The organism is Ottowia sp. (genome assembly GCF_047601385.1).
In the GTDB taxonomy this organism is placed as follows: Bacteria; Pseudomonadota; Gammaproteobacteria; order Burkholderiales; family Burkholderiaceae_C; genus Ottowia.
This window is the reverse complement of record NZ_JASGJP010000001.1, coordinates 1,301,395-1,322,543: the sequence shown is the minus strand read 5'-3', so window position 1 is coordinate 1,322,543 and position 21,149 is coordinate 1,301,395. Positions and strand designations below refer to the sequence as shown.

Annotated in this window: 20 protein-coding genes and 1 tRNA gene; 6 read left to right on the top strand and 15 right to left on the bottom strand. The window is 71.9% G+C overall.

Features of this window, described 5'->3' with window-relative positions; genetic code table 11:
* Window positions 1–24: 24 nt before the first annotated feature.
* On the bottom strand, window positions 25–927 hold the full coding sequence (gene cysM, locus QM772_RS06385) for a cysteine synthase CysM (RefSeq protein ID WP_415134675.1): 903 nt from the start codon (window positions 925–927) through the stop codon (window positions 25–27).
* A gap of 42 nt (window positions 928–969) precedes the next feature.
* Here cysM and QM772_RS06380 point away from each other — a divergent pair.
* Window positions 970–1,056, top strand: a tRNA-Leu gene (locus QM772_RS06380).
* 108 nt (window positions 1,057–1,164) lie between these two features.
* Here QM772_RS06380 and QM772_RS06375 read toward each other — a convergent pair.
* Genes QM772_RS06375 through QM772_RS06365 form a run of 3 tightly spaced genes read right to left on the bottom strand, consistent with a single transcriptional unit; the run spans window position 1,165 to window position 4,019 of the window.
* A complete protein-coding gene (locus QM772_RS06375) occupies window positions 1,165–1,950 on the bottom strand; it encodes an SDR family NAD(P)-dependent oxidoreductase (protein WP_415134673.1) in 786 nt (261 codons plus the stop codon).
* Window positions 1,951–1,961: 11 nt separating this feature from the next.
* Window positions 1,962–2,987, bottom strand: coding sequence for a cyclase family protein (locus QM772_RS06370; protein WP_415134671.1), 1,026 nt, complete (start codon window positions 2,985–2,987; stop codon window positions 1,962–1,964).
* A 54-nt stretch (window positions 2,988–3,041) separates the two neighbouring features.
* Window positions 3,042–4,019 (bottom strand): Bug family tripartite tricarboxylate transporter substrate binding protein, encoded by a 978-nt coding sequence (locus QM772_RS06365; RefSeq protein WP_415134669.1) that lies wholly within the window; start codon window positions 4,017–4,019, stop codon window positions 3,042–3,044.
* A 126-nt stretch (window positions 4,020–4,145) separates the two neighbouring features.
* On the opposite strand from QM772_RS06365, the gene QM772_RS06360 reads away from it, so the two are divergent.
* Entirely contained in the window at window positions 4,146–5,069 is a 924-nt protein-coding gene (locus QM772_RS06360) for a LysR family transcriptional regulator (protein WP_415134667.1), read from the top strand.
* Between the two features lie 318 nt (window positions 5,070–5,387).
* On the opposite strand, the gene QM772_RS06355 is transcribed toward QM772_RS06360, so the two are convergent.
* Window positions 5,388–6,305 carry an NAD-dependent epimerase/dehydratase family protein gene (locus QM772_RS06355; protein ID WP_415134665.1) on the bottom strand — a complete coding sequence of 306 codons (918 nt, stop codon included), beginning with the start codon at window positions 6,303–6,305 and terminating at the stop codon, window positions 5,388–5,390.
* 48 nt (window positions 6,306–6,353) lie between these two features.
* Here QM772_RS06355 and QM772_RS06350 point away from each other — a divergent pair, with 48 nt between their 5' ends.
* The gene (locus QM772_RS06350) at window positions 6,354–7,394 is read left to right on the top strand and encodes a CDP-6-deoxy-delta-3,4-glucoseen reductase (protein ID WP_415134663.1); all 1,041 of its coding nucleotides are present in this window, start codon (window positions 6,354–6,356) and stop codon (window positions 7,392–7,394) included.
* A 336-nt stretch (window positions 7,395–7,730) separates the two neighbouring features.
* On the opposite strand, the gene gluQRS is transcribed toward QM772_RS06350, so the two are convergent.
* The 3 genes from gluQRS to QM772_RS06335 are packed head-to-tail and all read right to left on the bottom strand — an operon-like array spanning window position 7,731 to window position 10,955.
* Entirely contained in the window at window positions 7,731–8,726 is a 996-nt protein-coding gene (gene gluQRS, locus QM772_RS06345) for a tRNA glutamyl-Q(34) synthetase GluQRS (RefSeq protein ID WP_415134661.1), read from the bottom strand.
* A gap of 30 nt (window positions 8,727–8,756) precedes the next feature.
* Window positions 8,757–9,986 carry an NAD(P)/FAD-dependent oxidoreductase gene (locus QM772_RS06340; protein ID WP_415134659.1) on the bottom strand — a complete coding sequence of 410 codons (1,230 nt, stop codon included), beginning with the start codon at window positions 9,984–9,986 and terminating at the stop codon, window positions 8,757–8,759.
* A 9-nt stretch (window positions 9,987–9,995) separates the two neighbouring features.
* On the bottom strand, window positions 9,996–10,955 hold the full coding sequence (locus tag QM772_RS06335; RefSeq protein WP_415134657.1) for a LysR family transcriptional regulator: 960 nt from the start codon (window positions 10,953–10,955) through the stop codon (window positions 9,996–9,998).
* A 130-nt stretch (window positions 10,956–11,085) separates the two neighbouring features.
* Here QM772_RS06335 and QM772_RS06330 point away from each other — a divergent pair, with 130 nt between their 5' ends.
* Window positions 11,086–11,787, top strand: a complete 702-nt coding sequence (locus QM772_RS06330; RefSeq protein WP_415134655.1) for a pirin family protein — start codon at window positions 11,086–11,088, stop codon at window positions 11,785–11,787.
* A 19-nt stretch (window positions 11,788–11,806) separates the two neighbouring features.
* On the opposite strand, the gene QM772_RS06325 is transcribed toward QM772_RS06330, so the two are convergent.
* Window positions 11,807–12,340: a peroxiredoxin gene (locus tag QM772_RS06325; protein ID WP_415134653.1), complete on the bottom strand. Its 534-nt coding sequence runs from the start codon at window positions 12,338–12,340 to the stop codon at window positions 11,807–11,809.
* A gap of 4 nt (window positions 12,341–12,344) precedes the next feature.
* The gene (locus QM772_RS06320; protein WP_415134651.1) at window positions 12,345–12,683 is read right to left on the bottom strand and encodes a hypothetical protein; all 339 of its coding nucleotides are present in this window, start codon (window positions 12,681–12,683) and stop codon (window positions 12,345–12,347) included.
* A gap of 59 nt (window positions 12,684–12,742) precedes the next feature.
* On the opposite strand from QM772_RS06320, the gene QM772_RS06315 reads away from it, so the two are divergent.
* Window positions 12,743–13,747 (top strand): asparaginase, encoded by a 1,005-nt coding sequence (locus tag QM772_RS06315; protein WP_415134649.1) that lies wholly within the window; start codon window positions 12,743–12,745, stop codon window positions 13,745–13,747.
* A gap of 45 nt (window positions 13,748–13,792) precedes the next feature.
* Here QM772_RS06315 and QM772_RS06310 read toward each other — a convergent pair whose 3' ends face one another.
* Both QM772_RS06310 and QM772_RS06305 read right to left on the bottom strand, forming a co-directional pair.
* On the bottom strand, window positions 13,793–15,181 hold the full coding sequence (locus QM772_RS06310) for a TAXI family TRAP transporter solute-binding subunit (RefSeq protein ID WP_415134647.1): 1,389 nt from the start codon (window positions 15,179–15,181) through the stop codon (window positions 13,793–13,795).
* Window positions 15,182–15,289: 108 nt separating this feature from the next.
* Window positions 15,290–16,297, bottom strand: coding sequence for a P1 family peptidase (locus QM772_RS06305; RefSeq protein WP_415134645.1), 1,008 nt, complete (start codon window positions 16,295–16,297; stop codon window positions 15,290–15,292).
* Between the two features lie 117 nt (window positions 16,298–16,414).
* Between QM772_RS06305 and QM772_RS06300 the strand changes: the two genes are divergently transcribed.
* A complete protein-coding gene (locus tag QM772_RS06300) occupies window positions 16,415–16,969 on the top strand; it encodes a DUF2889 domain-containing protein (RefSeq protein WP_415134643.1) in 555 nt (184 codons plus the stop codon).
* 77 nt (window positions 16,970–17,046) lie between these two features.
* Here QM772_RS06300 and QM772_RS06295 read toward each other — a convergent pair whose 3' ends face one another.
* The 3 genes from QM772_RS06295 to QM772_RS06285 all read right to left on the bottom strand — a co-directional run bounded on the left by QM772_RS06295 (window position 17,047) and on the right by QM772_RS06285 (window position 21,003).
* Complete coding sequence (locus tag QM772_RS06295; protein WP_415134641.1) at window positions 17,047–17,988, bottom strand: alpha/beta hydrolase; 942 nt, start codon at window positions 17,986–17,988, stop codon at window positions 17,047–17,049.
* 32 nt (window positions 17,989–18,020) lie between these two features.
* Window positions 18,021–19,505 (bottom strand): flavin-containing monooxygenase, encoded by a 1,485-nt coding sequence (locus QM772_RS06290; protein WP_415134639.1) that lies wholly within the window; start codon window positions 19,503–19,505, stop codon window positions 18,021–18,023.
* A 67-nt stretch (window positions 19,506–19,572) separates the two neighbouring features.
* Window positions 19,573–21,003 carry an aldehyde dehydrogenase family protein gene (locus QM772_RS06285; RefSeq protein ID WP_415139495.1) on the bottom strand — a complete coding sequence of 477 codons (1,431 nt, stop codon included), beginning with the start codon at window positions 21,001–21,003 and terminating at the stop codon, window positions 19,573–19,575.
* Between the last annotated feature and the right edge of the window lie 146 nt (window positions 21,004–21,149).

Genomic DNA, 21,149 nt, shown 5'->3' with positions numbered 1-21,149 from the left:
GAGGCCGATTTGATTCAGATTTCTTCAGGCCGGGAAGACGCCCGTGGAGAGGTAGCGGTCGCCCCGGTCGCACACCACGAACACGATGGTCGCGCCTTGCACGCGCTGCGCGATCTGCATCGCCACCCAGGCTGCGCCGCCGGAGGAGATGCCACCGAAGATGCCTTCCTCGCGCGCCAGCTGCCGGGCCGTGTCCTCGGCATCGAGCTGGTCCACCAGCACCAGCTCGTCCACCGTCTGCGGATCGTAGATCTTCGGCAGGTATTCCTCCGGCCACTTGCGGATGCCGGGAATGCGCGAACCCTCTTGCGGCTGCGCGCCGACGATCTGCACCTGCGGGTTCTTCTCCTTCAGAAAGCGCGACACGCCGGTGATGGTGCCGGTGGTGCCCATGGCGCTGACGAAATGGGTGATGCGCCCGCCGGTCTGCGCCCACAGCTCCGGGCCGGTGGTCTCGTAGTGGATGCGCGGGTTGTCCGGGTTGGCGAACTGGTCCAGCACCACGCCCTTGCCCTGCGCCACCATCTTGTCGGCCAGGTCGCGGGCGTATTCCATGCCGCCGGAGCGCGGCGTCAGGATCAGCTCGGCGCCGAAGGCCTTCATGGTCTGCGCGCGTTCCACCGACAGGTCTTCCGGCATGATCAGCACCATGCGGTAGCCCTTGATGGCCGCCGCCATCGCCAGCGCGATGCCGGTGTTGCCGCTGGTGGCCTCGATCAGCACGTCGCCCGGCTTGATGTCGCCGCGCTCCTCGGCGCGCCGGATCATCGACAGCGCCGGCCGGTCCTTCACCGAGCCCGCGGGGTTGTTGCCCTCCAGCTTGGCCAGCAGCACGTTGCCGCGCGCGGCATGATCCTGCGCGCCCAGGCGCTGCAGCCGCACCAGCGGCGTGTTGCCCACGGCATCTTCGATCGTCGGGTAGTCCATGCCGCGCACTGTGCCATAATTTTCGGCTTGGCTCTCCGCGCTGCCCGGGTGGCGAAATCGGTAGACGCAGCAGATTCAAAATCTGCCGGTGGCAACACCGTGCCGGTTCGACCCCGGCCCCGGGCACCATGGGATTGTGCGGTACAGGGCGCGCTAGGCATGCCGCGCGCCATACCCCTCGCGCTGCGTTTGCTCGCCGATCACCGCGCCACGCTCCTCGTGATCGCTGCACTGGACTCAGTACATGACGATGCCCGCCGTGACGTTGATGTCCTGCCCGGTCATGTGCCGCGCGCGGTCCGAGGCCAGGAAGAGTGCCAGGTGGGCCACGTCGTCGGCCTGCACCAGCGCCTTCAGTGGCGAGAAACCCTGGAATGCCTGCTTGATCTGCTCGGCGGTGGCGCCGCGCTGGGCGGCCTGGCCCGCGATGATTTCGTTCAGCCGCTCGCCATCGACCGCGCCGGGACAGATGCAGTTGACGCGGATGCCGTGCGGGCCCAGTTCCTCCGCGGCCGTGCGCGTCATGCCGATGAGGCCCATCTTGGCGGCCGCATAGCCGACGCGATAAGGCAGCGCCCGCTTGCCGGTCGCGGAGCCGATGTTGACCACCGCGCCGCCGCCGTTCTTCCTCATCGCCGGCACTACGGCGCGCAGGCACAGGAAGCTGCTGGTGAGGTTGCCGGCCAGTGTGTCGTTCCACTCGGCCGGATCGGTGTCCTCGATCGCCTTGGTCGGCCCGGCGATGCCCACGTTGTTGATCAGCACGTCGAGGCGGCCGTGGCGCGCCAGCGTCTGACCGACCAGGCTGGCCACGTCGTCGGGCCGCGTGACGTCGGCCGCGAGCGCCAGGACGTCGCGGCCTTCGCTCGTCAGTTCGGCGGCCAGCTGCCGCAGCGGCTCGGTCCGGCGTGCGCAGAGCACCACCTTGGCGCCACCGCGCGCGAACTGGCGCACGAGTTCCTGCCCGATGCCTCGGCTGGCGCCGGTGATCAGCGCGACCTTCCCATCCAAACGGATGTCCATGAAAGCGCTCCCTACTTGATGGCCTGCGGGTTGACGGGCGAGCCCACCGCGCCGGTGATCGGCAGGGTCGGGGCCACGAAGAGGAATTCGTACACCCCGTCGGCGGCGCAGTCCTTGGCCAGTTCTTCCAGGTAGAAGATCTCGCCCATGGTGATGCCCATCATCGGGATGACCATCTGGTGCCAGGGCTGGAAGGTGACGGTGGTTTCGTTGGGAATGACCTCGCAGCCCCAGGTGTCGGTGGCGATGGCGGCCACCTCGCGGGCGTGCAGCCACTCGGCGGTTTCGAAGCGCATGCCCGGCGAGGCGCCGCCGGCATAGGAGCCCCAGTCGGCCTCGGCCAGGCACTGCTCCATGATGCCGGTGCGGCAGATCAGGAAGTCGCCGCGGCGCACCTCCACGCCCTGGGCCTTGGCGCAGCCTTCAAGGTCGGCGTTGGAGATGCCATAGCCGGGCTCCAGGTAGTCGGCGCCTTTGTAGCGGGCGATGTCCAGCAGCACGCCGCGCCCGACCATGCCGCTGCGGGTCTTCTCGATGCCGTTTTTGGCCGCGCCCATCGCATCGACCAGCTTGGCGTGGTAGCCGTTCCACATCTTGTCGCGGAAGAACACGTGACCCAGGCCGTCCCACTGCGTGCCGCACTGCAGCGGCATGGTCACGATGTCGTCGGCGTAGCCGCCGCCCGCCATGCCCTGCTGGCCCGTCACGGCGTCGGTGCCGGTGGCCGTCATGGTGTGGATGGGGTTGAAGCGCATGCCCCAGCCCCCGGCGTTCTGCGGGCCGTTCTGGTCGAAGGGCAGGGCCAGCGCGAAGCTCTTGCCGCGCTTGACCAGGGCCGTGGCCTTGACGATGTCCTCGGGTGTGACGAAGTTGAGCGTGCCGATCTCGTCGTCGGGGCCCCAGCGGTTCCAGTTCGAGACCTTGCGGGCGGTTTCCTCGAGCACCTTCTGGTCCACGTAGGTTTCGAGGGGGTCGCGCGGGTGCATCTTCAATGCGGCGCGGCCGGGGATCTTCTGCATTTTCTGGCGAGCGGCCATGGCGGTGGTCTCCTGATGGGGGTGGGAAAGAGGGGGTGGGGCGGGGCCGGGCGTTCAGTTCACCTTGATGCCCTTGTCGCGGATGATCCGGCCGTAGAGTTCGTAGTCGCGGCGCAGGCGTGCGTCCAGGTCGGCGCCGCTGCCGCCGATGGGCAGGTAGCCCCAGCCGGTGATGCGGGCCTGCATCTCGGGCATCTGGATGATCCTGGTGAGTTCCGTGGACAGGCGCTGCACGACGGCGTCGGGCGTGGCGGCCGGCGCGAAGATGCCCTGGAAGGCATAGGTGACGAAGCCCGGGAACAGCTCGTTGATCGCCGGCACGTCGGGCAGCAGCGGCGAGCGCTTCTCGCCGGTCACCGCCAGCGCCCGCACCTTGCCGCTCTTGACCATCGGCTCGGCGGTGAGGATGGGATCGAGATACACATCGACCAGCCCGGAGACCAAGTCGGTCGTCATCTGCGCGCTCGAATAGGGCACGTGCTCCATGCGGATGCCCGCCAGGCTGGTGAACCATTCGGTCGCCACGTGGGAATGGCTGCCGGCCCCCGCGCTGGCATAGGTTAGCTTGCCGGGCTGCTGGCGGGCGGCGTCGATCAGGGCCTTCAGGCTGGTGGTGTAGGGCTTGGCCGGCGAGCCGGTCAGCACGAAAGGCAGGTCCAGCACCAGGGACACGCCGCGGAAATCCTTGAGCGGGTCGTACTTGGCGTTGGGGTAGAGGTGCGGGTTCATGGCCATCACGGCCGTGACGGTCATGAACAGCGTGTAGCCGTCGGCCGGGCTGCGGGCCACGAACTCGCCGGCGATCATCCCGGAGGCGCCGGGCTTGTTCTCGACGATCACCGGCTGGCCCAAGGGGTGCTGCAGCTTGTCCGCCAGCAAGCGCGCCACCACGTCGGGTGACGTGCCCGCCGGATAGGGCACCACGATCCGGACCGGGCGGCTGGGGTACGCGGGGGCCTGGGCGACTGCCGGCAGCGTGGTGAACAGGGCGGGGGCCAGCGCCAGCAGGCCGGCAAACAATCTTCGATTCATGGCTTGTCTCCTTGTGGATATTGGTATCGGGAACCCGGGCACTGTACGGATGGCATGCCATCCCATCAAAGACTATTTTTTGATACGGCAATAAAATTTCGGCATAGCCAGGACACGAGATCGACCATGAACATCCGCCAGTTGAGAACCTTCATTCAGGTCGCCGAGATGCGCAGCATTTCCAGGGCCGCGACCGTCCTGCACACCGCGCAGCCCGCCCTGAGCCGCCAGATCAGGCTGCTGGAAGATGAGTTCGGCGAAGACCTTTTCGAGCGCAGCGAGCGCGGCGTCACCCTCACCGCGCTGGGCGAACAGATGCTGCACCGCGCCGCGTCCGTGGTGCGCGATTTCGACGCGCTCAGAACCGACCTGTCTGACCGCTCCAAGGAAATATCCGGCCACGTGCGATTTGGTGTGCCCAGGAGCCTCGTGGAGAGCTACGTCGCCCCGGCCCTGACCGAGTTCCGCAACCGGTATCCCGCCGTCTCCATGCTGCTGATCGAAGGCACCACGCTCGAGTTGCGCGAGCAGGTGCGGGTAGGCGCGCTGGACCTGGCCATCGTGTCCGACCTGGACCACTCGCCCGGCGCCCGGATGCAGCCCTTGCTGCGCGAGCCGCTGGTTCTGGTGTCGCACCCTCGCGGCGAACTGCGAATGGGCCGCCCCGTGAGCGCCCGCACCGTGGCGCAGCACGTGCTCTGCACGGCAAGCCGCCCGAACATCATTCGCCTCACGCTGGAGAAGGTACTCGGCCGCGGCGGCTTCGCGCCCCAGGTCGGGTTCGAGACCAACTCTCATCTCGCCATCCGCGCCCTGGTCGGCTCCGGCAGCATCCACGGGGTGACGTCCTATTCGAGCATTGCCGCGGTGCTCGATGCGGGGCGAGTCACTGCCGCGCCCATCAAGGACGCGGTCGTCTCGTGGAACCTCATTGCCACCCCCTTGAAGGCGTTGCCGCGGCAGGCCGTCGTCCTGCGTGACTTCATGACCGGTGCGGCCGCTGCCTGGGTCAAAGGGGTACGCTGGCTGAAGGGCGGCGCGGAGACCTGATTCGCGGCGGCGCCGCCGAGCGAGCCCCTCGCGGGGGCGTTCCCGGCCTCTTCCACCCGGTGCGCATCCATTCCCGTGCCTGCGTAACGATCGGATCGGCGCGCCCAGGCCCGCCAGCGCGCCGGTGGCGGAACCTCGTCGCCGGTAGCCTGGGCTGAACTGCTCCGTCGAGAGGGGGCAGGATGCAGACCACGTAGCGCGCGGCCATGGCACAAGCCTAAAGGCGGCGCGGCCGGCGTGACAGGCCCGGGGTTCTGCCCTGCCCGAGATCAGGGCAGAAAATGCCTCTATCGGCCACCCGGAGGGCGCGAATAGCTCTTATGAATATAGCAAGCCAATGGCCGGCGTGGCATGCCGCAGGCGCAGGCGCAGCTCGCGCTTCAGGCGCCGGTTGTCCATGCGGCGGGACTCGCTCATGAAGGACAGCAGCGCGGGCGGCAGCTGCGCCTGCGCGCCGGCGCGCGAGATGCGCGGCGGCTTCGGCAGGCCGTAGAGATCGGCCGCCAGGTCGAAGTACTCGCCCATCCTCAGCGCGCTGTCGTCGTTGGCGTGCACCACGCGCTGCGGCTTGCCGCGCCACAGCGCGGCGATGCAGGCGCGCGCCAGATCGTCGGCGTGGATGTGGTTGGTGAACACGTCGTCCTCCGGCGCCAGCACCGGCGTGCCGCGCAGCAGGCGCGCGCGCGGCGTGCCGCCTTCGCGGTCGGGGGCGTAGATGCCGGGGATGCGCAGGATGCTCGCGCGCACGCCGGCCGCGCGGCCGAAGGCGCGCACTGCCTGCTCGGCCGCCACGCGGCGGCGCGCGCGCGCCGTGCCGGGGCTGAGGCGCCGAGTCTCGTCGATCAGCGCGCCGCCGCAGTCGCCGTAGACGCCGCTGGTGGAGCCATAGACCAGCGCCTGCGGCACGCCGCGCCGCGCCAGCGCGCGCAGCAGCGCGGCGGTGCGCGGGTCGCCCGCGCCCTCGGCCGGCGGCGGCGCCAGGTGCAGCACGTGGGTGGCCAGGCCCGCCAGCCGCCGCAGGCTGGCCGTGTCGTCCAGGTCGCCCAGCAGCGGCAGCACGCCCTGCGCGCGCAGCGCCGGCAGGCGCGCCGCCTCGCGCGTGAGCGCCAGCACGCGCACGCGGGCGGGCAGCAGGCGCGCCACGCGCTGGCCGACGTCGCCGTGGCCGATGATCAGCACGCGCGTGCACCGAAAGCGCGCTGGCAGCGCGCCGAGTGGAGTCTGGTTAGAGGGCAAAATCGGCCTTTCCCGCGCCGAAGCGGCGGCGCACAGCATAACCATCCCATGACCTACACCATCACCGTGCAGCCGAGCGCGCGCACCTTCGAGGCCGAGCCGGGCGAGACGCTGCTGTCGGCCGGCATCCGCCAGGGCATCGGCCTGCCCTACGGCTGCAAGGACGGCGCCTGCGGCTCGTGCAAGTGCAAGAAGCTCTCGGGCACGGTGGAGCTGGGGCCGCACCAGTCCAAGGCGCTGTCGGCCGAGGAAGAGGCCCAGGGCTACATCCTGACCTGCTGCGGCCGGGCCACCAGCGACGTGGTGCTGGAGTCGCGCCAGGTCACGCACGCGGGCGCCTTCCCGATCAAGAAGATGCCGGCGCGCGTGGCGCAGCTGGAGCGGCTGTCGCACGACGTGATGCGCCTCAGGCTGCAACTGCCCGCCAACGACGTCGTCCAGTACCACGCCGGGCAGTACATCGAGTTCATCCTGCGCGACGGCGCGCGGCGCAGCTACAGCATGGCCAACGCGCCGCACACGCTGCTGGAAAGCGGCGCGCCAATGGTCGATCTGCACATCCGCCACATGCCCGGCGGCAAGTTCACCGAGCACGTGTTCACGGCGATGAAGGAGAAGGAGATCCTGCGCATCGAGGGGCCGTACGGCAGCTTCCACCTGCGCGACGATTCGCCCAAGCCCATCGTGCTGCTGGCCTCGGGCACGGGCTTCGCGCCGATCAAGGCCATCATCGAGCACATGCGGTTCATGGGCATCACGCGCGACGCGGTGCTCTACTGGGGCGGCCGGCGTCCGCAGGACCTGTACCTCGACGCCTGGGTGAAGGAGCGGCTGGCCGAGATGCCGCACCTGACCTACGTGCCCGTGGTTTCCGATGCGCTGCCCGAGGACGGCTGGCGCGGCCGCACCGGCTTCGTGCACCGCGCGGCGCTGGAAGATTTTGCCGACCTCTCCGGCCATCAGGTCTACGCCTGCGGCGCGCCCATCGTGGTCGATTCGGCGCGCCACGACTACGTGCAGGCCGGCTTGCCGGAGGAAGAGTTCTACGCCGACGCCTTCACCAGCGAAGCCGATAAAGCCAGCGGGTGACGAAGAACCTCGTCATCCCCGCGCAGGCGGGGATCCAGCGCTGCTTCTCGCCGGAGCCCCTGGATCCCCGCCTGCGCGGGGATGACGGGGTGGGGGATGCCGTTGCCTCCATCGGAAACCCGCCAAAGGGCGCGCGGGCGTGGCCTGCTGGTGCGTCATCGGCAGCGCAAAAAGCGCAATCCCTAACCCCTCAGGGCCTGAAGGCCCGAAAGGGTTAGGGATTGCAAAAAAACGCCTGGCTATCCGGAAAAACCGCTGGCTGGCGAAATGACGTCGGTCGGCTTGGCGCCTTCGACGTCTCCCACGATGAAGGCCTCAGTATATCTTAAATAAGAATTATTTGCGATGAACGGTGGACTTTGTGGTGTCGCCGTGTAACGGGTCAGGGCGCCCGATCCAGCGGCGGCGCCAGGCGGATACCCAGTGCGCCAGCGCGTCGCCGAGGGGGCCGGGCTGGTCCGGCGCGGGCAGATCCAGGCGCGCGGCGGCGGCGAGCAGGGCGGCCAGCGGGTCGGCCAGGTCAAGTGCCTGCGCGCCGTTCTGCTTGCTCAGCTTGTGGCCGTCGGCGGCCAGCACCAGGGGCGTGTGCAGGTAGGCCGGCGTGGGCAGGCCCAGCGCGCGCTGCAACAGGATCTGGCGCGGCGTGTTGTCGGCCAGGTCTTCGCCGCGCACGACGTGGGTGATGCCCTGCGCGGCATCGTCCACCACCACGGCCAGCTGGTAGGCCCACAGGCCGTCGGCGCGCAGCAGCACGAAGTCGCCCACGCCGCGCGCCACGTCCTGCGTTTGCAGGCCCAGGCGGCGGTCCGTCCAGTTCACCACGTTTGCTTCGTTATCGATAGCTGATTGCGCTTGACTGGCGGGCGCTGGAGGCCAATTTGGCTCATGAACATCGGTGCGCAGCCGCCACGCCCGGGGCGGCCGGCCGCGCAGGCCGCCGCGCTCGGGGCGGCAGGTGCCGGGGTAGGGCAGTTCGGCGCCGCGCGCGCGCGTGACGCCGCGCGCCGCCTGCGCGGCCTCGACGTCCCGGCGCGAGCAGGCGCAGGGGTAGGCCCGGCCGTTGGCGTTCAACTGGTCCAGCGCCTGCCGGTAGAGCGCGCCGCGCCGCGATTGCCAGGCGGGCGGCTCATCAGGCAGCAGGCCGCAGGCGTGCAACTGGCGAAGGATGATCTGGTCGGCGCCGGGCACGCAGCGCGGGGTGTCGATGTCCTCGATGCGCACCAGCCAGCGGCCGCCGTGGGCGCGCGCGTCCAGCCAGCTGGCCAGCGCGGCGACCAGCGAGCCGGCGTGCAGGGGACCGGTGGGCGAGGGGGCGAAGCGTCCAACGTACATGCGCAGCGGCCTGGGCGCCCTGGACGAGCGTCAGAGCACGGCCAGCGCCAGTTCCAGCCCCGAAACGAAGGCGTCTTCCACGCGGTGGCCCAGGCACCAGTCGCCGCAGGCGCCCAGCCCGCTGGCGGGTTCCCACAAGAACGAGCGGCCCAGCGGCGCGGTGGTCTGCGCCTCGTGCCACAGCACGGCGCGCGACCAGGCGGGGGTGGCGCGGATGCCGGTGATCTCGGCGAACGCCTTCAGCAGCTTGGCGCCGGCGCGCGCCTCGTCGTCGCCGGCGTGCTCGCGCGACCAGGCGGGGCTGGCCTGCACCGTCCAGCGCTCGATCGGCTCGCGCCCGGGCTTGGACGATTCGCGCGCCAGCCAGGCGATGCGGTGGTGCGTGCTGCGCGCGGCGTTCCACTGCGGCCCCAGCGTGTGCAGTCCGGGCTGCGCGGCCTGGGGGTAGGCCAGCATCAGCGTCCAGCACGGCGCGGCCTGCACGTTGGCGATGGCCTGGGCCAGCGGTTGGAGGCCCCCACGCTCCCCGCCGCGCGTGGTTCGCTGCCCCCCGAGGGGGCACTCGCCGCCTTTGGGCGGCCGGGCGGCGGAAGCGTACCCCCACGCTCCGCTGCTTCGCATGCTCCGCTGCCCCCCGAGGGGGTGCTCGCCGCCTTCGGGCGGCCGGGCGGCGGCGAGGCCGCCCAGCAGCAGGCGCGCTTGGCCCGAGGGCACGGCCAGCAGCACGGCGTCGAAGCCGGCGTGCACGGCGCTGTCGGTCTCGCCCTGGGTGTGCAGCTGCCAGCGGCCGGGGGCCAGCGCGTCGCGCGCGATGGCGCACACGCGCGTGCCCAGGTGCAGGTCGGCGGCCAGCGGCTCGGCCCAGCGGCGGGCGATGGCGTTCATGTCGGGCGTGGCCACCCAGTGCGGCTCGCGCACCGGCAGGGCGGCTTCGACCACGCGGCCGTGCTCGTCCAGCACGCGCACGGCGTTGGCGCTCCAGCGCCGCGCCAGGCCGGGGGCAGTGGTTTGCAGCGCGCGCTCGAAGCGGGCATCGCGCACGGTGAAGTACTGCGCGCCGGCGTCGAAGCCGCCGAAGGGCGAGGCCGCCACCGCCATGCGGCCGCCCACCTGCGCGCCGGCCTCGAACACGCTCACCTGGCGGCCGGCCTGGCGCAGCGTGCGCGCGCAGGCCAGCCCCGCGATGCCGGCGCCGACGACGGCGATGTGTTGGACGGTGCGGCGGGCGGCGGGGCGGGCGGCGGGGCGGGCGGAGGTCATGCGCGCACTCTACACGCTGCCGTCCGCGCGATGGCCGTCCAGCAGCGCGCGGCGCGTGGCCGGCTGGTCGATGCGCTCCAGCCACCATTGCAGCGCCTTGCCGGGCCGGCCGTGCGCCGGCACGCGCCAGGCGCAGTGCATCTGGCCGGTGGGCGAGGGCCGCGCGGTCGGCCGCACGATCAGGCGGCCGGCCTCGACGTAGGGACGCGCCATCGGCTCCGGCAGGAAGCCGCCGCCCAGGCCATGCAGCTGCGCCTGCAGCTTGGCGCGCAGGGTGGGCACGGTGAGCACGTCCTGGCCGCCCAGCAGGTTCATCGTCATGCCCTGGCCGCCGCGCGAGGAGTCGGCGGTGGCCACGGCGCGGTGGTGGCGCAGCAGCTCGTCGGTGAGCGGCCCGCGCGTCTTGGCCAGCGGGTGCCGCGGCGCCACGCAGTAGATGAAGCGCAGCTCGCCCAGCGGCCGGCTGTGCACGCCCGGCGCGGCGAACGACTGCGTGGCGTCGACGATGGCGCCGATGGCCAGGTCGGCATGGCCTTCGGTCACCGCGCGCACGGTGCCCAGCAGCGATTCGTCCAGCAGCTTCAGGCGCGTGGGCGGCGCCGGGGCGTAGAAGCCGGCGGCCAGCTCCAGCACCGGCTCGATGGCGACGGCGCTGTCCAGCGCGATGGTCAGCTGCGCTTCCCAGCCGGTGGCCACGCGCCGCACGCGGTTGGCGACGGCGTCGATCTCGCCCAGCAGGCGCGGGGCCTCGCGCAGCAGCTCGGCGCCGGCCTCGGTGACGCGCGCCTGGCGCGCGCTGCGGTCGAACAGCAGCACGTCCAGCGCGTCCTCGATCTGGCGCACGCGGTAGGTCAGCGCGCTGGGCACCACGCCCAGGGCGCGCGCGGCGGCGGCGAAGCTGCCGCTGTCGGCCACCGCTTGCAGCATGGCCAGGGCGTCGGGCGTGAGGGCTTCGCGGGCGGTGGGCATGGGTGGATTGTCGTTCAGGCGATCTGAACGATGTCTTCAGGCCATCGCCGTCGAAGCCGGCCGCCGCGTGCCTAAAGTACTGGCTGCGCGGCGCATTCGGGCGCACGCACACGTTCCAAGGAATTCAACGATGCTGCACATCCGCAAGTCCCGGGACCGCGGCTATGCCGACCATGGCTGGCTGAAGTCGTTCCACAGCTTCTCGTTCGCGGACTACCACGACCCGCGCTTCATGGGCTGGGGCAACCTGCGCGTGATCAACGAGGATCGGGTGGCGCCCGGCGCCGGCTTCGGCACGCACGGCCACCGCGACATGGAAATCATCAGCTACGTGCTCTCCGGCGAGCTGGCGCACAAGGACAGCATGGGCAACGTCAAGGCGATTCCGCCCGGCGAGGTGCAGCGGATGAGCGCCGGGCGCGGCGTGATGCACAGCGAGTTCAACCACCGGGCCGACCAGGCGACGCATTTCTTGCAGATCTGGATCGAGCCTGCCGCGCGGGGCATCGCGCCAGGCTACGAGCAGAAGAAGATCGACGCGGCCGACAGGCGCGGCCGGCTGGCCCTGGTGGCCGCGCCGGCGGGCGAGGGCGGCGCGGTGAGCCTGAACGCCGACGCGCGGCTGTACGCCGGCCTGTTCGACGGCGCCGAGGCGGCCGAGCTGGCGCTGGACCCATCTCGCAAGGGTTGCGTGCACCTGGTGCGCGGCGTGCTGGAGGTCAACGGCCAGCGCCTGGAAGGCGGCGACGCCGCGCTGATCGCCGGCGAGCCGCTGCTGCGCCTGTCGAACGGCGAGGACGCGGAAGTGCTGGTGTTCGACCTGGCGCCCTGACCGGCTCGGCGCACCGGCTTCAGCGGCGCGCGGACCCCAGCCGCTGCACGGCCTTGAGCGTTTCCTCCACGTGCTGCAGCGGGTTGCTGCCCTCGTGCGCGAAGGCGATGCGCCCGTCCTGCCCGATCACGTAGGAGATGCGGCTGGCCATGCCGGGCAGCAGCGACGCGGCGTCGTAGGCCTGGATGGTGCGCGCCTTGGGGTCGGAGGCGACGGCGAACTTGTCGCGGCATTCCTCGACCGAGAATTTCCGCAGCGTGTCGATGCCGTCGTGCGACAGGCCCACCACCGCCGCGCCCAGCGCCGCGAAGCGGGGCGTGGCCTCGGCGAAGGCGTTGGCCTCGATGGTGCAGCCCTTGGTGAACGCCTTGGGGAAGAAGTACAGCACCACCGGCCCCTTCTTCAGCGCCTCGGCCAGGTCGAACTCGAAGACCTGGCCGCCCACGGCGGCTGGCGTGCGGAACGGCGGCGCGGCATCGCCCGGCTTCAGCGCGGGCCAGGCGGACAGGGGCAGCGCCAGGACGGCGGCCGCGGCCAGGTGGGCGAGGCGCATGGCTTCAGTTGCGGTCCGCGCGGACCCGAACCGCGCTCGGGCAGTAGGCCGGCGCGCACGGCAGCGTGGGCGAGGCCGCCAGCGCGTAGGGCCTGGGCGGGCGCTGGCGGGCCACGCTGGCTGGCGGGTGGGGGGGTCTGGCGGCTGGCGCCGCCACCGGTGCCGCCACGGCGGACGGCGCGGCGTCGGGCCCGGCGGGATTGAAGGTGCCCGCGTCGGGCATGCCGGCTTCCTTGAAGGGCGAGTTCGGCCGCACCGCGTCGGTGTTGTGCGCGCTCAGCGCGGCGTGGGCCGAGCCGGCCAGCGCCAGCACGGCGGCCAGCAGAACGGTCTTGTGCTTCATGTCGTTGCTCCCCAAAGTCGATCGGTGCGGCCAGTGTAGCGGCCGGCACAATAGCGCGCATGATGACCGCCGCCGATTCCCCGCGCCCCCGCATCGCCCTGCTTGCCACTGGCGGCACCATCGCCGGCGCGGGCACGGGCGAGGGCGCGGCCTACCGCGCCGCCGTGGCGCCGGTGGGCGAGCTGATCGCCGCCGTGCCCGGCCTGGCGCGGCTGGCCGACCTGCACGCCGAGCAATTGATGCAGATCGACTCGGCCGACTTCACCGATTCGCACCTGCTGCAACTGGCCCGCCGCGTGGCCGCGCTGTGCGCGCGCGACGACGTGGACGGCGTGGTCGTCACCCACGGCACCGACACGCTGGAGGAGTCGGCCTACTTCCTGCACCTCACCGTGCCCAGCCGCAAGCCGGTGGTGCTGACCGGCGCCATGCGCCCGGCCACCGCGCTGGCGGCCGACGGGCCGGTCAACCTGCTGCACGCGGTGGCGGTGGCGGCGCACCCCTCGTCGGCCGGGCGCGGCGTGCTGGTGGTGATGAACGAGGAGATCCACAGCGCGCGCGACGTCGCCAAGGTGCACACCCTGCGGCTGGACGCCTTCGCCTCGCCGCACGGCGCGCTGGGGGGGGTGGTGGAGGGCGCGCCGCGCTGGTGGCGCGCGCTGGCGCGGCCGCACACGGCCGACAGCGCGTTCGACATCGGCCGCATCGACGCGCTGCCGCTGGTGGGCCTGGTCGCCAGCCACGGCAACCTGCGGCGCGAGCCGTACGACGCCTGGGTCGCCGCTGGCGCCCGTGCCATCGTGCACGCGGGTTTCGGCGGCGGCACCGTGCCGGCTTACCTGCGTGATGCGTTCATCGGGCTGCGCGCGCGCGGCGTGCTGCTGGTGCGCGCCTCGCGCGTGGGCGCGGGGCCGGTGATCCGCAACGCCACGTTCGACGACGATGGCTGCGGCAGCGTGGCGGCGGACGACCAGAACGCGCCCCGCGCGCGGCTGCTGGCGGCGCTGGCGCTCACGCGCACGCAGGACGCCGGCGAGGTGCAGGCGATGTTTCTGAGCTACTGAAAAAATAGCTGCCAGCGCTTGTCCGGCGGGCGCTGGAGCCTGTTTTCATTCGGAATCCACGCGCTTGGCCAGCAGCCGCCTGCGCACCTTCTCGATGTTGTTGCGCAGCGCGTACAGCTCGTCGGCGTGCGCCAGCGGCACGGCGATCTGGTGGGTCACGCGGTCGAGTTCGTCCAGCTCGTTCAGCATGTCCGCGCGGTCGCCGCGGCCGTCTTCCATGCGCGCCTCGATCTGGCGCAGCCGTGCGTACCAGCGGAACACGCGCCGCCGCACGCGGAAGGTGTACAGCGGCGGCACCACGCGCGACAGCGGCAGCAGCAGCACGATCAGGCCGCCGATCACCAGCCACATGCGGTCCAGCAGGTTGCTGGCCCAGAACGGCAGGTAGCGCTGCCAGAACGGCGGCGTGCCGTTGATGGCCCGCTCGCCCTCGGCGCTGACGGGCAGCTCGCTGGTGCGCGTGTTGGGGAACTCGCGCAGGCCGTTCAGCCAGCCGGCGCGGCCGTGGATGCCCTGCGCCGCCTGCGCGAACAACTGCCGCAGCGCCGGGTGCGTGTCCTCGCGCGACAGCAGCGAGGTGGTGGCGGCCAGCAGGGTCACGTCGCGCGGCGGCACGTCGGCCGCCAGGTCGGCCACGCCGCGCGGCAGCGTGACGGTGCGAAGGAACGGAAAGCGCCGCGTGTACGCATCCGCCTGCGCCAGCTCCAGCGGCTTCACGCCCGGCGCGCGCAGCAGCTGGCGCACCACGGCGGACTGCGGGGCGCTGGTCAGCGCCACCGCGTCCAGCAGGCCGGCGGACAGGGCCTCGGCGGCGGCGGTGGGCGGCAGGTGGCTGAGCGTCATGTCGTCCGGCTTCAGGCCGTTGGCGCGCAGGAAGCGCTGCATCAGCTCCGGCACGCCGCTGCCGGGCTGGTCCACGTTGATGCGCAGGTGGCTGAGCTGCGACAGCGCCTGCGGGTCGGCGGCGCCGGGCGCGGCGGCCAGCGCGTCGGGGCGGTAGAAGATCCACAGCGGCTCGTAGAACAGCGCGCCGAGCGACAGCAGATTGGATTCGTCGTCGCCCGGCGCTTCGGCGGCAGCCGCCGCCGAAGCCGCCGATGCCGCCAGCGCAGCCGGTGCCGCGCCGCTGCCGCCGCGCACGAAGGCCACGTCGGCGGCGCCCTCGCGCAGCAGCTTCAGGTTGGCGACCGAGCCTTCGGTGGGGACCAGCTCCACCGCGATGCCTTCGCGCGCCAGCGCGGCGGCGTAGCGGCGGCCGAAGCCGGCGTAGGCGCTGCCCTCCGGGCCGGTGGCCATGCGCACCGTCGTGGGCGGCTGCGGGTCCAGCCACCAGTAGGCCGCCACCAGCAGCCCGAGCGCGATGAATGCCACCGGGCCGGCCGAGGCGATCAGGTCGCGGACGGAGAGAACGAACAGCTTGATGCGGCGGCCCATGTGCGGTGCGGGTTGGTTTTCAGAGCCATTTTGCCATCCAGCGCAGGCGGGGCGGGCGCCGGCAGCTTCCAAATTGGTAGCATCAGGTAACCGTGGCCGCGGTGCGCATCAGCCCAGGTCGGCTGCCGACGGCCACCAGGCATCGCCGACGCGCAGCCCGCTGGCCGCGCGCACGGCGTTGACGCAGGCGCGCTGCGCCGCCTCGGCGGCCATCACGCACAGCACGTTGAAGTCCAGCGCCGGGGCCTGGCCGGTGGCGAGGGCGAACAGCGTGTCGCCATCGCTCATGGTGTGCACCGGGCGGATGGCGCGCGCCAGCCCGTCGTGCCCTGCGCCGGCCAGGCGCTGCGCGCGTGCCTTGGTGAGCGGCGCGTCGGTGGCGACCACGCCGATGGTGGTGTTGCTGCCGGCCAGGATCGACTGCGGCGCCTCGCCCGCCAGCGCGGCGCGCACGCTACCGCGCAGGGCCGTGCCGCCTTCGGTGCGCGCGCCGGCGATGGGCGCGCCGGTGTTCGGGTCCACCACGTCGCCGAGCGCGTTGACGGCGATCAGCGCGCCCACCGTGACTTCGCCCACGCGCACGCTGGCGCTGCCGATGCCGCCCTTCATCGCATGCGCCATGCCGAACAGCTTGCCCACGGTGGCGCCCGCGCCGGCGCCGACATTGCCCTGCGCCGGCGGCTGGCGCGACGCGGCCGCGCAGGCGGCGTAGCCGGCCTCGGCATCGGGGCGGATGCGCGCGTCGCCCACGTGCAGGTCGAACAGCACCGCCGCCGGCACGATGGGCACCCGCTGGCCCGGCGCGGCGCCCACCGGCAGGCCGATGCCTTGCTGCTCCAGCCAGCGCATCACGCCGCCGGCGGCGTCCAGCCCCCAGGCGCTGCCGCCGCTGAGCAGCACGGCGTGCACCACGTTCACCAGGTTGGCGGGATCGAGCAGGTCGGTCTCGCGCGTGCCGGGCGCGGCGCCGCGCACGTCCACGCCGCCGGCCGCACCGGCGCGCGCCAGCACCACGGAGCAGCCGGTGGGCCGGCGCGGGTCGGTGAAGTGGCCGACCTCGATGCCGCGCACGTCGGCGAGGGTGCCGGGATGAAGAGGGGCTGCGGGTGAGGACATGGCGTGCGGTGGCAGGAGGGCGTGGATGCATCGTAGCGCGCGCCGCCAGCACGATGGCCGCCCAACCGCGAAAATCGGCGCTGTTCTCCACCCCACGATTCCGCAGGATTCACCGCCGTGCCGCTTTCTCCTCCCGCCGCCCGCACCCACTTGCACAACCGCGACGTCGTCTACCGCGGCTACCGGCGCGACGACGGCCTGTGGGACGTCGAAGCCGAGATGCGCGACACCAAAACCTATCAATTCGACGTGCCGGGCGACCGCGGCTGGGCGCCGGGCCAGCCCATCCACGGCATGCTGATCCGCCTGACGGTGGACGACCGCGCCGTGGTGCGGGCCATCGAGGTGGCGATGGAGCACGTGCCGCACGGCCCCTGCCCGGAGGCGGCCGCGCCCATGCAGCGCATGGTGGGTTGCAGCCTGGCGCGCGGCTGGCGCCGGTCCATCGACGAGCACCTGGGCGGCGTGCAGGGCTGCGCGCACCTGCGCGAACTGCTCTTCAACATGGCCACCGCCGCCTTCCAGACCATGGCCAGGGGCGTGGGCGGCCCGCCGCCGAAGCGGCCGCCCGCCTTCCTGGGCAAGTGCAAGACCTGGGACTTCGACGGCCCCACGGTCGAGCGGATCTACCCCATGTTCTTCCAGCGCCTGCACGAGCGGCAGGACGGCTGAGTTTCAAGCCAAATCGGCCTTCAGCGCCCGTCCAGCAAGCGCGGGCAGCTATGATTTTTGATTGAACCGGTGCGCCGTCAGGCGCCGCGCAGCACCTCGCCGAAGCGCTGGATGCCCTGCTGCACGATGGCCTGCGCGCCGGGCGACCAGCGGCCCATGTCGTAGAAGCCGTGGATCATGCCGGGCCCCGGGATGTGCTCGGCCTGGTTGCCGGCGGCCTTCAGCGCCTCGACGTAGGCGATGCCGCCGTCGCGCAGCGGGTCGAACTCGGCCGTCGCCACCACGGCCGGCGGCAGGTTGGCCAGGCTGGCGGCCCGCAGGGGGGCGAGGCGCGCGTCCATGGGGTCGGGGTAGCCGGCGGCGTAGTGGTTGTAGAACCAGGCCATGGTCTCGGTTTCGAGGAAGTAGCCCTTGCCGTTCTGCTCCACGCTGGGGTAGCTGGCGGTGGCATGGTCCACGGCCGGGTAGATGAGGAACTGCGCCGCCAGCCGGATGCCGGCATCGCGCAGCTGCTGCGCCACCACGGCCGAGAAGTTGCCGCCGGCGCTGTCGCCCGCCACGGCCACGGTGTCGTTGCCGCCCAGCTCGCGCGCGTGGGCCGCCACCCACTTGGCGGCGGCCACGGCGTCGTCGATGCCGGCGGGGAAGGGGTGCTCGGGCGCCAGGCGGTAGTCCACCGACACCACCACGGCCTTTGCGCCGCGGCAGATGTCGCGGCAGGTGTTGTCGTGCGTGTCGAGGTCGCCGATGACGTAGCCGCCGCCGTGGAAGAAGGCCACGGTGGGGAAGGGGCCGGCGCCTTCGGGCCGGTAGATGCGCGCCTTCAGCGGGCCGGCGGCGCCGGGCACGGTGCTGTCCTGCACGCTGGCGACGGGGGTGGTCTGCTCAGGGGTGCGCGTGCCGGCGGTGAGGGCCAGGAAGCCGGCGCGTGCTTCGGCGGGCGAGACTTCGTGGATGGGCTTGGCGCCCGAGGCGGCCATCATCTGGAGGGCGCCGGCGATGTGGGGGTCGAGGGGCATGGGGGAGTCTCCGTTGGGTTTTGAAAGGGAATTCACTGGTAGGACAGGGCGCTTTCGCCGGGCTGCACGGTGCCCAGTATCGCGCGTTCCTCGTGGTATTCCAGGTCGTGCCGCCAGGGGTGGCGGTCGCCTTGCTTGTACATGCGCTCCTGGGCGCGCACCACGTAGCCGGCGTTGAAGTTGTCGGGGTCGATCCAGGGGCGGCGCGGCATGCCGGGGTCGTCCAGCGTGGGCACCACCACCTGGCGGCCCTGGCTGCGCATGTGCGCCACGATGCGGCAGACCAGCTCGCAGACCAGGTCCACGCGCAGCGTCCAGCTGGAGCGGAAGTAGCCCTGCATATAGGCCATGTTGGGCACGCCCTCGATCATCACGCCGCGCCAGGTCACGCGCTGCGAGAAGTCCACCGGCGCGCCGTCCAGGCTGAAGGGCACGCCGCCGAACAGCTTCAGGTTGAAGCCGGTGGCGGTGACGATGATGTCCGCATCCAGGTGTTCGCCGCTCGCCAGCCGGATGCCGGTGGCGTCGAAGCGCGCGATGGCGTCGGTGACGACGGAGGCCTTGCCGCCGCGGATGGCGGCGAACAGGTCGCCGTCCGGCACCACGGCCACGCGCTGCTGCCAGGGACGGTAGCGGGGGTTGAAGTGCCGGTCCACGTCGAAGTCCTCGGGCAGGTGGCCGCGGATCTGGTCGATCAGGTAGGCGCGCAGTGCTTCCGGGTGCTCGAAGGAGGTGCGCACCACCTCGGCGTTGCGGGCCAGGTGGGCGCGCTTGAGGATCTCGTGCAGCCACTCGTCGGGCAGGTCGAGCGCGCGCAGCGGCGCCTCCAGCTCGTGCGACCAGGGCTGGGCCGAGAAGAACGTGGGCGAGCGTTGCAGCATGGTGACGTGGGCCACCGAGTCGGCCAGCGCCGGAATCAGCGTGGCCGCCGTCGCGCCCGAGCCGATGACCACCACGCGCTTACCGGCGCAGTCCAGGTCCTGCGGCCAGTGCTGCGGGTGCACCACCCGGCCCTTGAAGTCGTGCAGGCCCGGCCACTGCGGCGTGTAGCCCTGGGCATGGTCGTAGTAGCCCGAGCACATCCACAGGAAGCGGGTGGAGAGCGCCAGCGTCTCGCCGGAGCCCGTGCGCCGGACTTGCAGCGTCCAGAGCCGGTCCCGCGAGGACCAGTCGGCGGCGGTGACCTGGTGGCCGCAGTGGATGCGCGGCGCCAGGTCGTTCTCGTCGATCACCTCGCCCAGGTAGGCGCGGATCTCGTCGGCGGTGGCGATGGAGCGGCCGCGCCAGGGCTTGAAGCCGTAGCCGTAGGTGTAGAGGTCGCTGTCGGAGCGGGCGCCGGGGTAGCGGTGCGTCCACCAGGTGCCGCCGTAGCCGTCCATGGCGTCCAGCACGGCGAAGCGGTCGTCGGGAAAGTGCCGGCGCAGATAGCGGGCAGCACCGATGCCGGAGATGCCGGCGCCGATGACGAGGAAGTCGAAGGTCTCGCCGCCGGCGGGCGGCGCGGGTGGGGTGCTCATGGCAAGGGTCTCGGGAAAAGAAGCAGGCACATCGGCGGGTGTGCCCCAGGATAGTGTCGAATCAGATTCAGCGCTGCATCGACTTGATCTCGGTGAACTCGGCCAGCCCGTGCGCGCCCAGCTCGCGCCCGTTGCCCGACTGCTTGTAGCCGCCGAAGGCCTGCATCGGGTTGAAGACGCCGCCGTTGATGTCCACCATGCCGGTGCGCAGGCGGCGCGCCACCCGCTCGGCGCGCGCGGCATCGCCGCTCCACACGCCGCCCGACAAGCCGTAGGGCGTGCCGTTGGCGATGCGCACCGCCTCGTCCTCGCTGTCGTAGGGAATGATCGACAGCACCGGGCCGAAGATCTCCTCCTGCTCGATGGTCATGCCCGGCTTCACGTCGGAGAACACCGTCGGCTTGACGAACCAGCCCTTGGCGAGGCCCTCGACCGGCTCCGGCCCGCCGCAGACCAGCCGGGCGCCCTCCTCGATGCCCTTGCGGATGTAGCGCCGCACGGTTTCGCGGTGCGCCTGGGTCACCATCGGGCCGAGCGCCGTGTCGGGGCTGAAGGGGTCGCCCAGCTTGGCGGCCTGGGCCGCGAAGCCGGCGATGGCCTCCACCTCGGCCAGCCGCGCGCGCGGCACCAGGAGGCGCGTGAAGGCGGTGCAGGTCTGGCCGGAGTTGAGGAAGCACTTCTGGATGCCATCGACCACGGCGGCCTGCAAGTCGGCGCCGGCCACGTCGTCGAGGATGATGTTGGCCGACTTGCCGCCCAGCTCCAGCGACACGCGCTTGATGGTCTGCGCGGCCAGCTCGCCCACGCGCCGGCCGGCGCGCGTCGAGCCCGTCAGCGAGACCATGTCCACGCCGGGGTGCGTGGCCAGCGCCTCGCCCACCACCGGCCCGGTGCCGGTGACGAGGTTGAACACGCCCGGCGGCAGGCCGACCGAATCGATGATCTCGGCCAGCACGAAGGCCGACAGCGGCGCCACCTCGCTCGGCTTGAGCACGATGGCGCAGCCCGCCGCGATGGCCGGCGCCACCTTGGCGGCGATCTGGTGCAGCGGGTAGTTCCACGGCGTGATGGCGCCGACCACGCCGATCGGCTCGCGCACGATCAGCGAGTTGCCCACTTCCTCCTGCCAGGTGAACTCGTGCACCAGCCGGGCCATGGTGGCGAAGGACCAGGCCGGCAGCCCGGCCTGGATCAGCCGCGAGGTCGCCACGGGCATGCCCATCTCGCGCGAGATCAGCGCCGCGATCTCGTCGCCGCGCGCGGCCAGCGCGGCGTGGATGGCGGACAGCGCCTCGGCGCGGGTGTTCAGGTCGGACTGTGACCAGGCCTCGAAGCCGGCGCGCGCGGCCTGCACCGCGCGGTCCACGTCGGCCGCGCCGCCCAGGGGCACGCGGGCGATGACTTCCTCGGTCGATGCGCTGACGACGTCGTGCAGCGCATGGCCTGGCGCGGGCGCGACCCACTGGCCGCCGATGTAGAACCTGTCGTGTGCCGGAATGGCGTTGGGTGTGTTCATGCTGTGTGTCTCCAGGGTATGACTCCCTCTCCCCTCGTGGGAGAGGGCTGGGGAGAGGGGGCGGCAGCGCGTGCAACGAGCGCCGCACTGGTTGCATGCGCCCCCTCTCCCCCGGCCCCTCTCCCGCG

Bases quoted from the DNA above. Each gene is read 5' to 3' on its own strand.
- QM772_RS06330 (WP_415134655.1), top strand. From the start codon at position 11,086: ATGCTGCACATCCGCAAGTCCCGGGACCGCGGCTATGCCGACCATGGC.
- QM772_RS06295 (WP_415134641.1), bottom strand. From the start codon at position 17,988: ATGCCCCTCGACCCCCACATCGCCGGCGCCCTCCAGATGATGGCCGCC.
- cysM (WP_415134675.1), bottom strand. From the start codon at position 927: ATGGACTACCCGACGATCGAAGATGCCGTGGGCAACACGCCGCTGGTG.
- QM772_RS06350 (WP_415134663.1), top strand. From the start codon at position 6,354: ATGACCTACACCATCACCGTGCAGCCGAGCGCGCGCACCTTCGAGGCC.
- QM772_RS06310 (WP_415134647.1), bottom strand. From the start codon at position 15,181: ATGGGCCGCCGCATCAAGCTGTTCGTTCTCTCCGTCCGCGACCTGATC.
- QM772_RS06375 (WP_415134673.1), bottom strand. From the start codon at position 1,950: ATGGACATCCGTTTGGATGGGAAGGTCGCGCTGATCACCGGCGCCAGC.
- gluQRS (WP_415134661.1), bottom strand. From the start codon at position 8,726: ATGTACGTTGGACGCTTCGCCCCCTCGCCCACCGGTCCCCTGCACGCC.
- QM772_RS06335 (WP_415134657.1), bottom strand. From the start codon at position 10,955: ATGCCCACCGCCCGCGAAGCCCTCACGCCCGACGCCCTGGCCATGCTG.
- QM772_RS06360 (WP_415134667.1), top strand. From the start codon at position 4,146: ATGAACATCCGCCAGTTGAGAACCTTCATTCAGGTCGCCGAGATGCGC.
- QM772_RS06365 (WP_415134669.1), bottom strand. From the start codon at position 4,019: ATGAATCGAAGATTGTTTGCCGGCCTGCTGGCGCTGGCCCCCGCCCTG.
- QM772_RS06305 (WP_415134645.1), bottom strand. From the start codon at position 16,297: ATGTCCTCACCCGCAGCCCCTCTTCATCCCGGCACCCTCGCCGACGTG.
- QM772_RS06290 (WP_415134639.1), bottom strand. From the start codon at position 19,505: ATGAGCACCCCACCCGCGCCGCCCGCCGGCGGCGAGACCTTCGACTTC.
- QM772_RS06320 (WP_415134651.1), bottom strand. From the start codon at position 12,683: ATGAAGCACAAGACCGTTCTGCTGGCCGCCGTGCTGGCGCTGGCCGGC.
- QM772_RS06325 (WP_415134653.1), bottom strand. From the start codon at position 12,340: ATGCGCCTCGCCCACCTGGCCGCGGCCGCCGTCCTGGCGCTGCCCCTG.
- QM772_RS06315 (WP_415134649.1), top strand. From the start codon at position 12,743: ATGATGACCGCCGCCGATTCCCCGCGCCCCCGCATCGCCCTGCTTGCC.
- QM772_RS06340 (WP_415134659.1), bottom strand. From the start codon at position 9,986: ATGACCTCCGCCCGCCCCGCCGCCCGCCCCGCCGCCCGCCGCACCGTC.
- QM772_RS06370 (WP_415134671.1), bottom strand. From the start codon at position 2,987: ATGGCCGCTCGCCAGAAAATGCAGAAGATCCCCGGCCGCGCCGCATTG.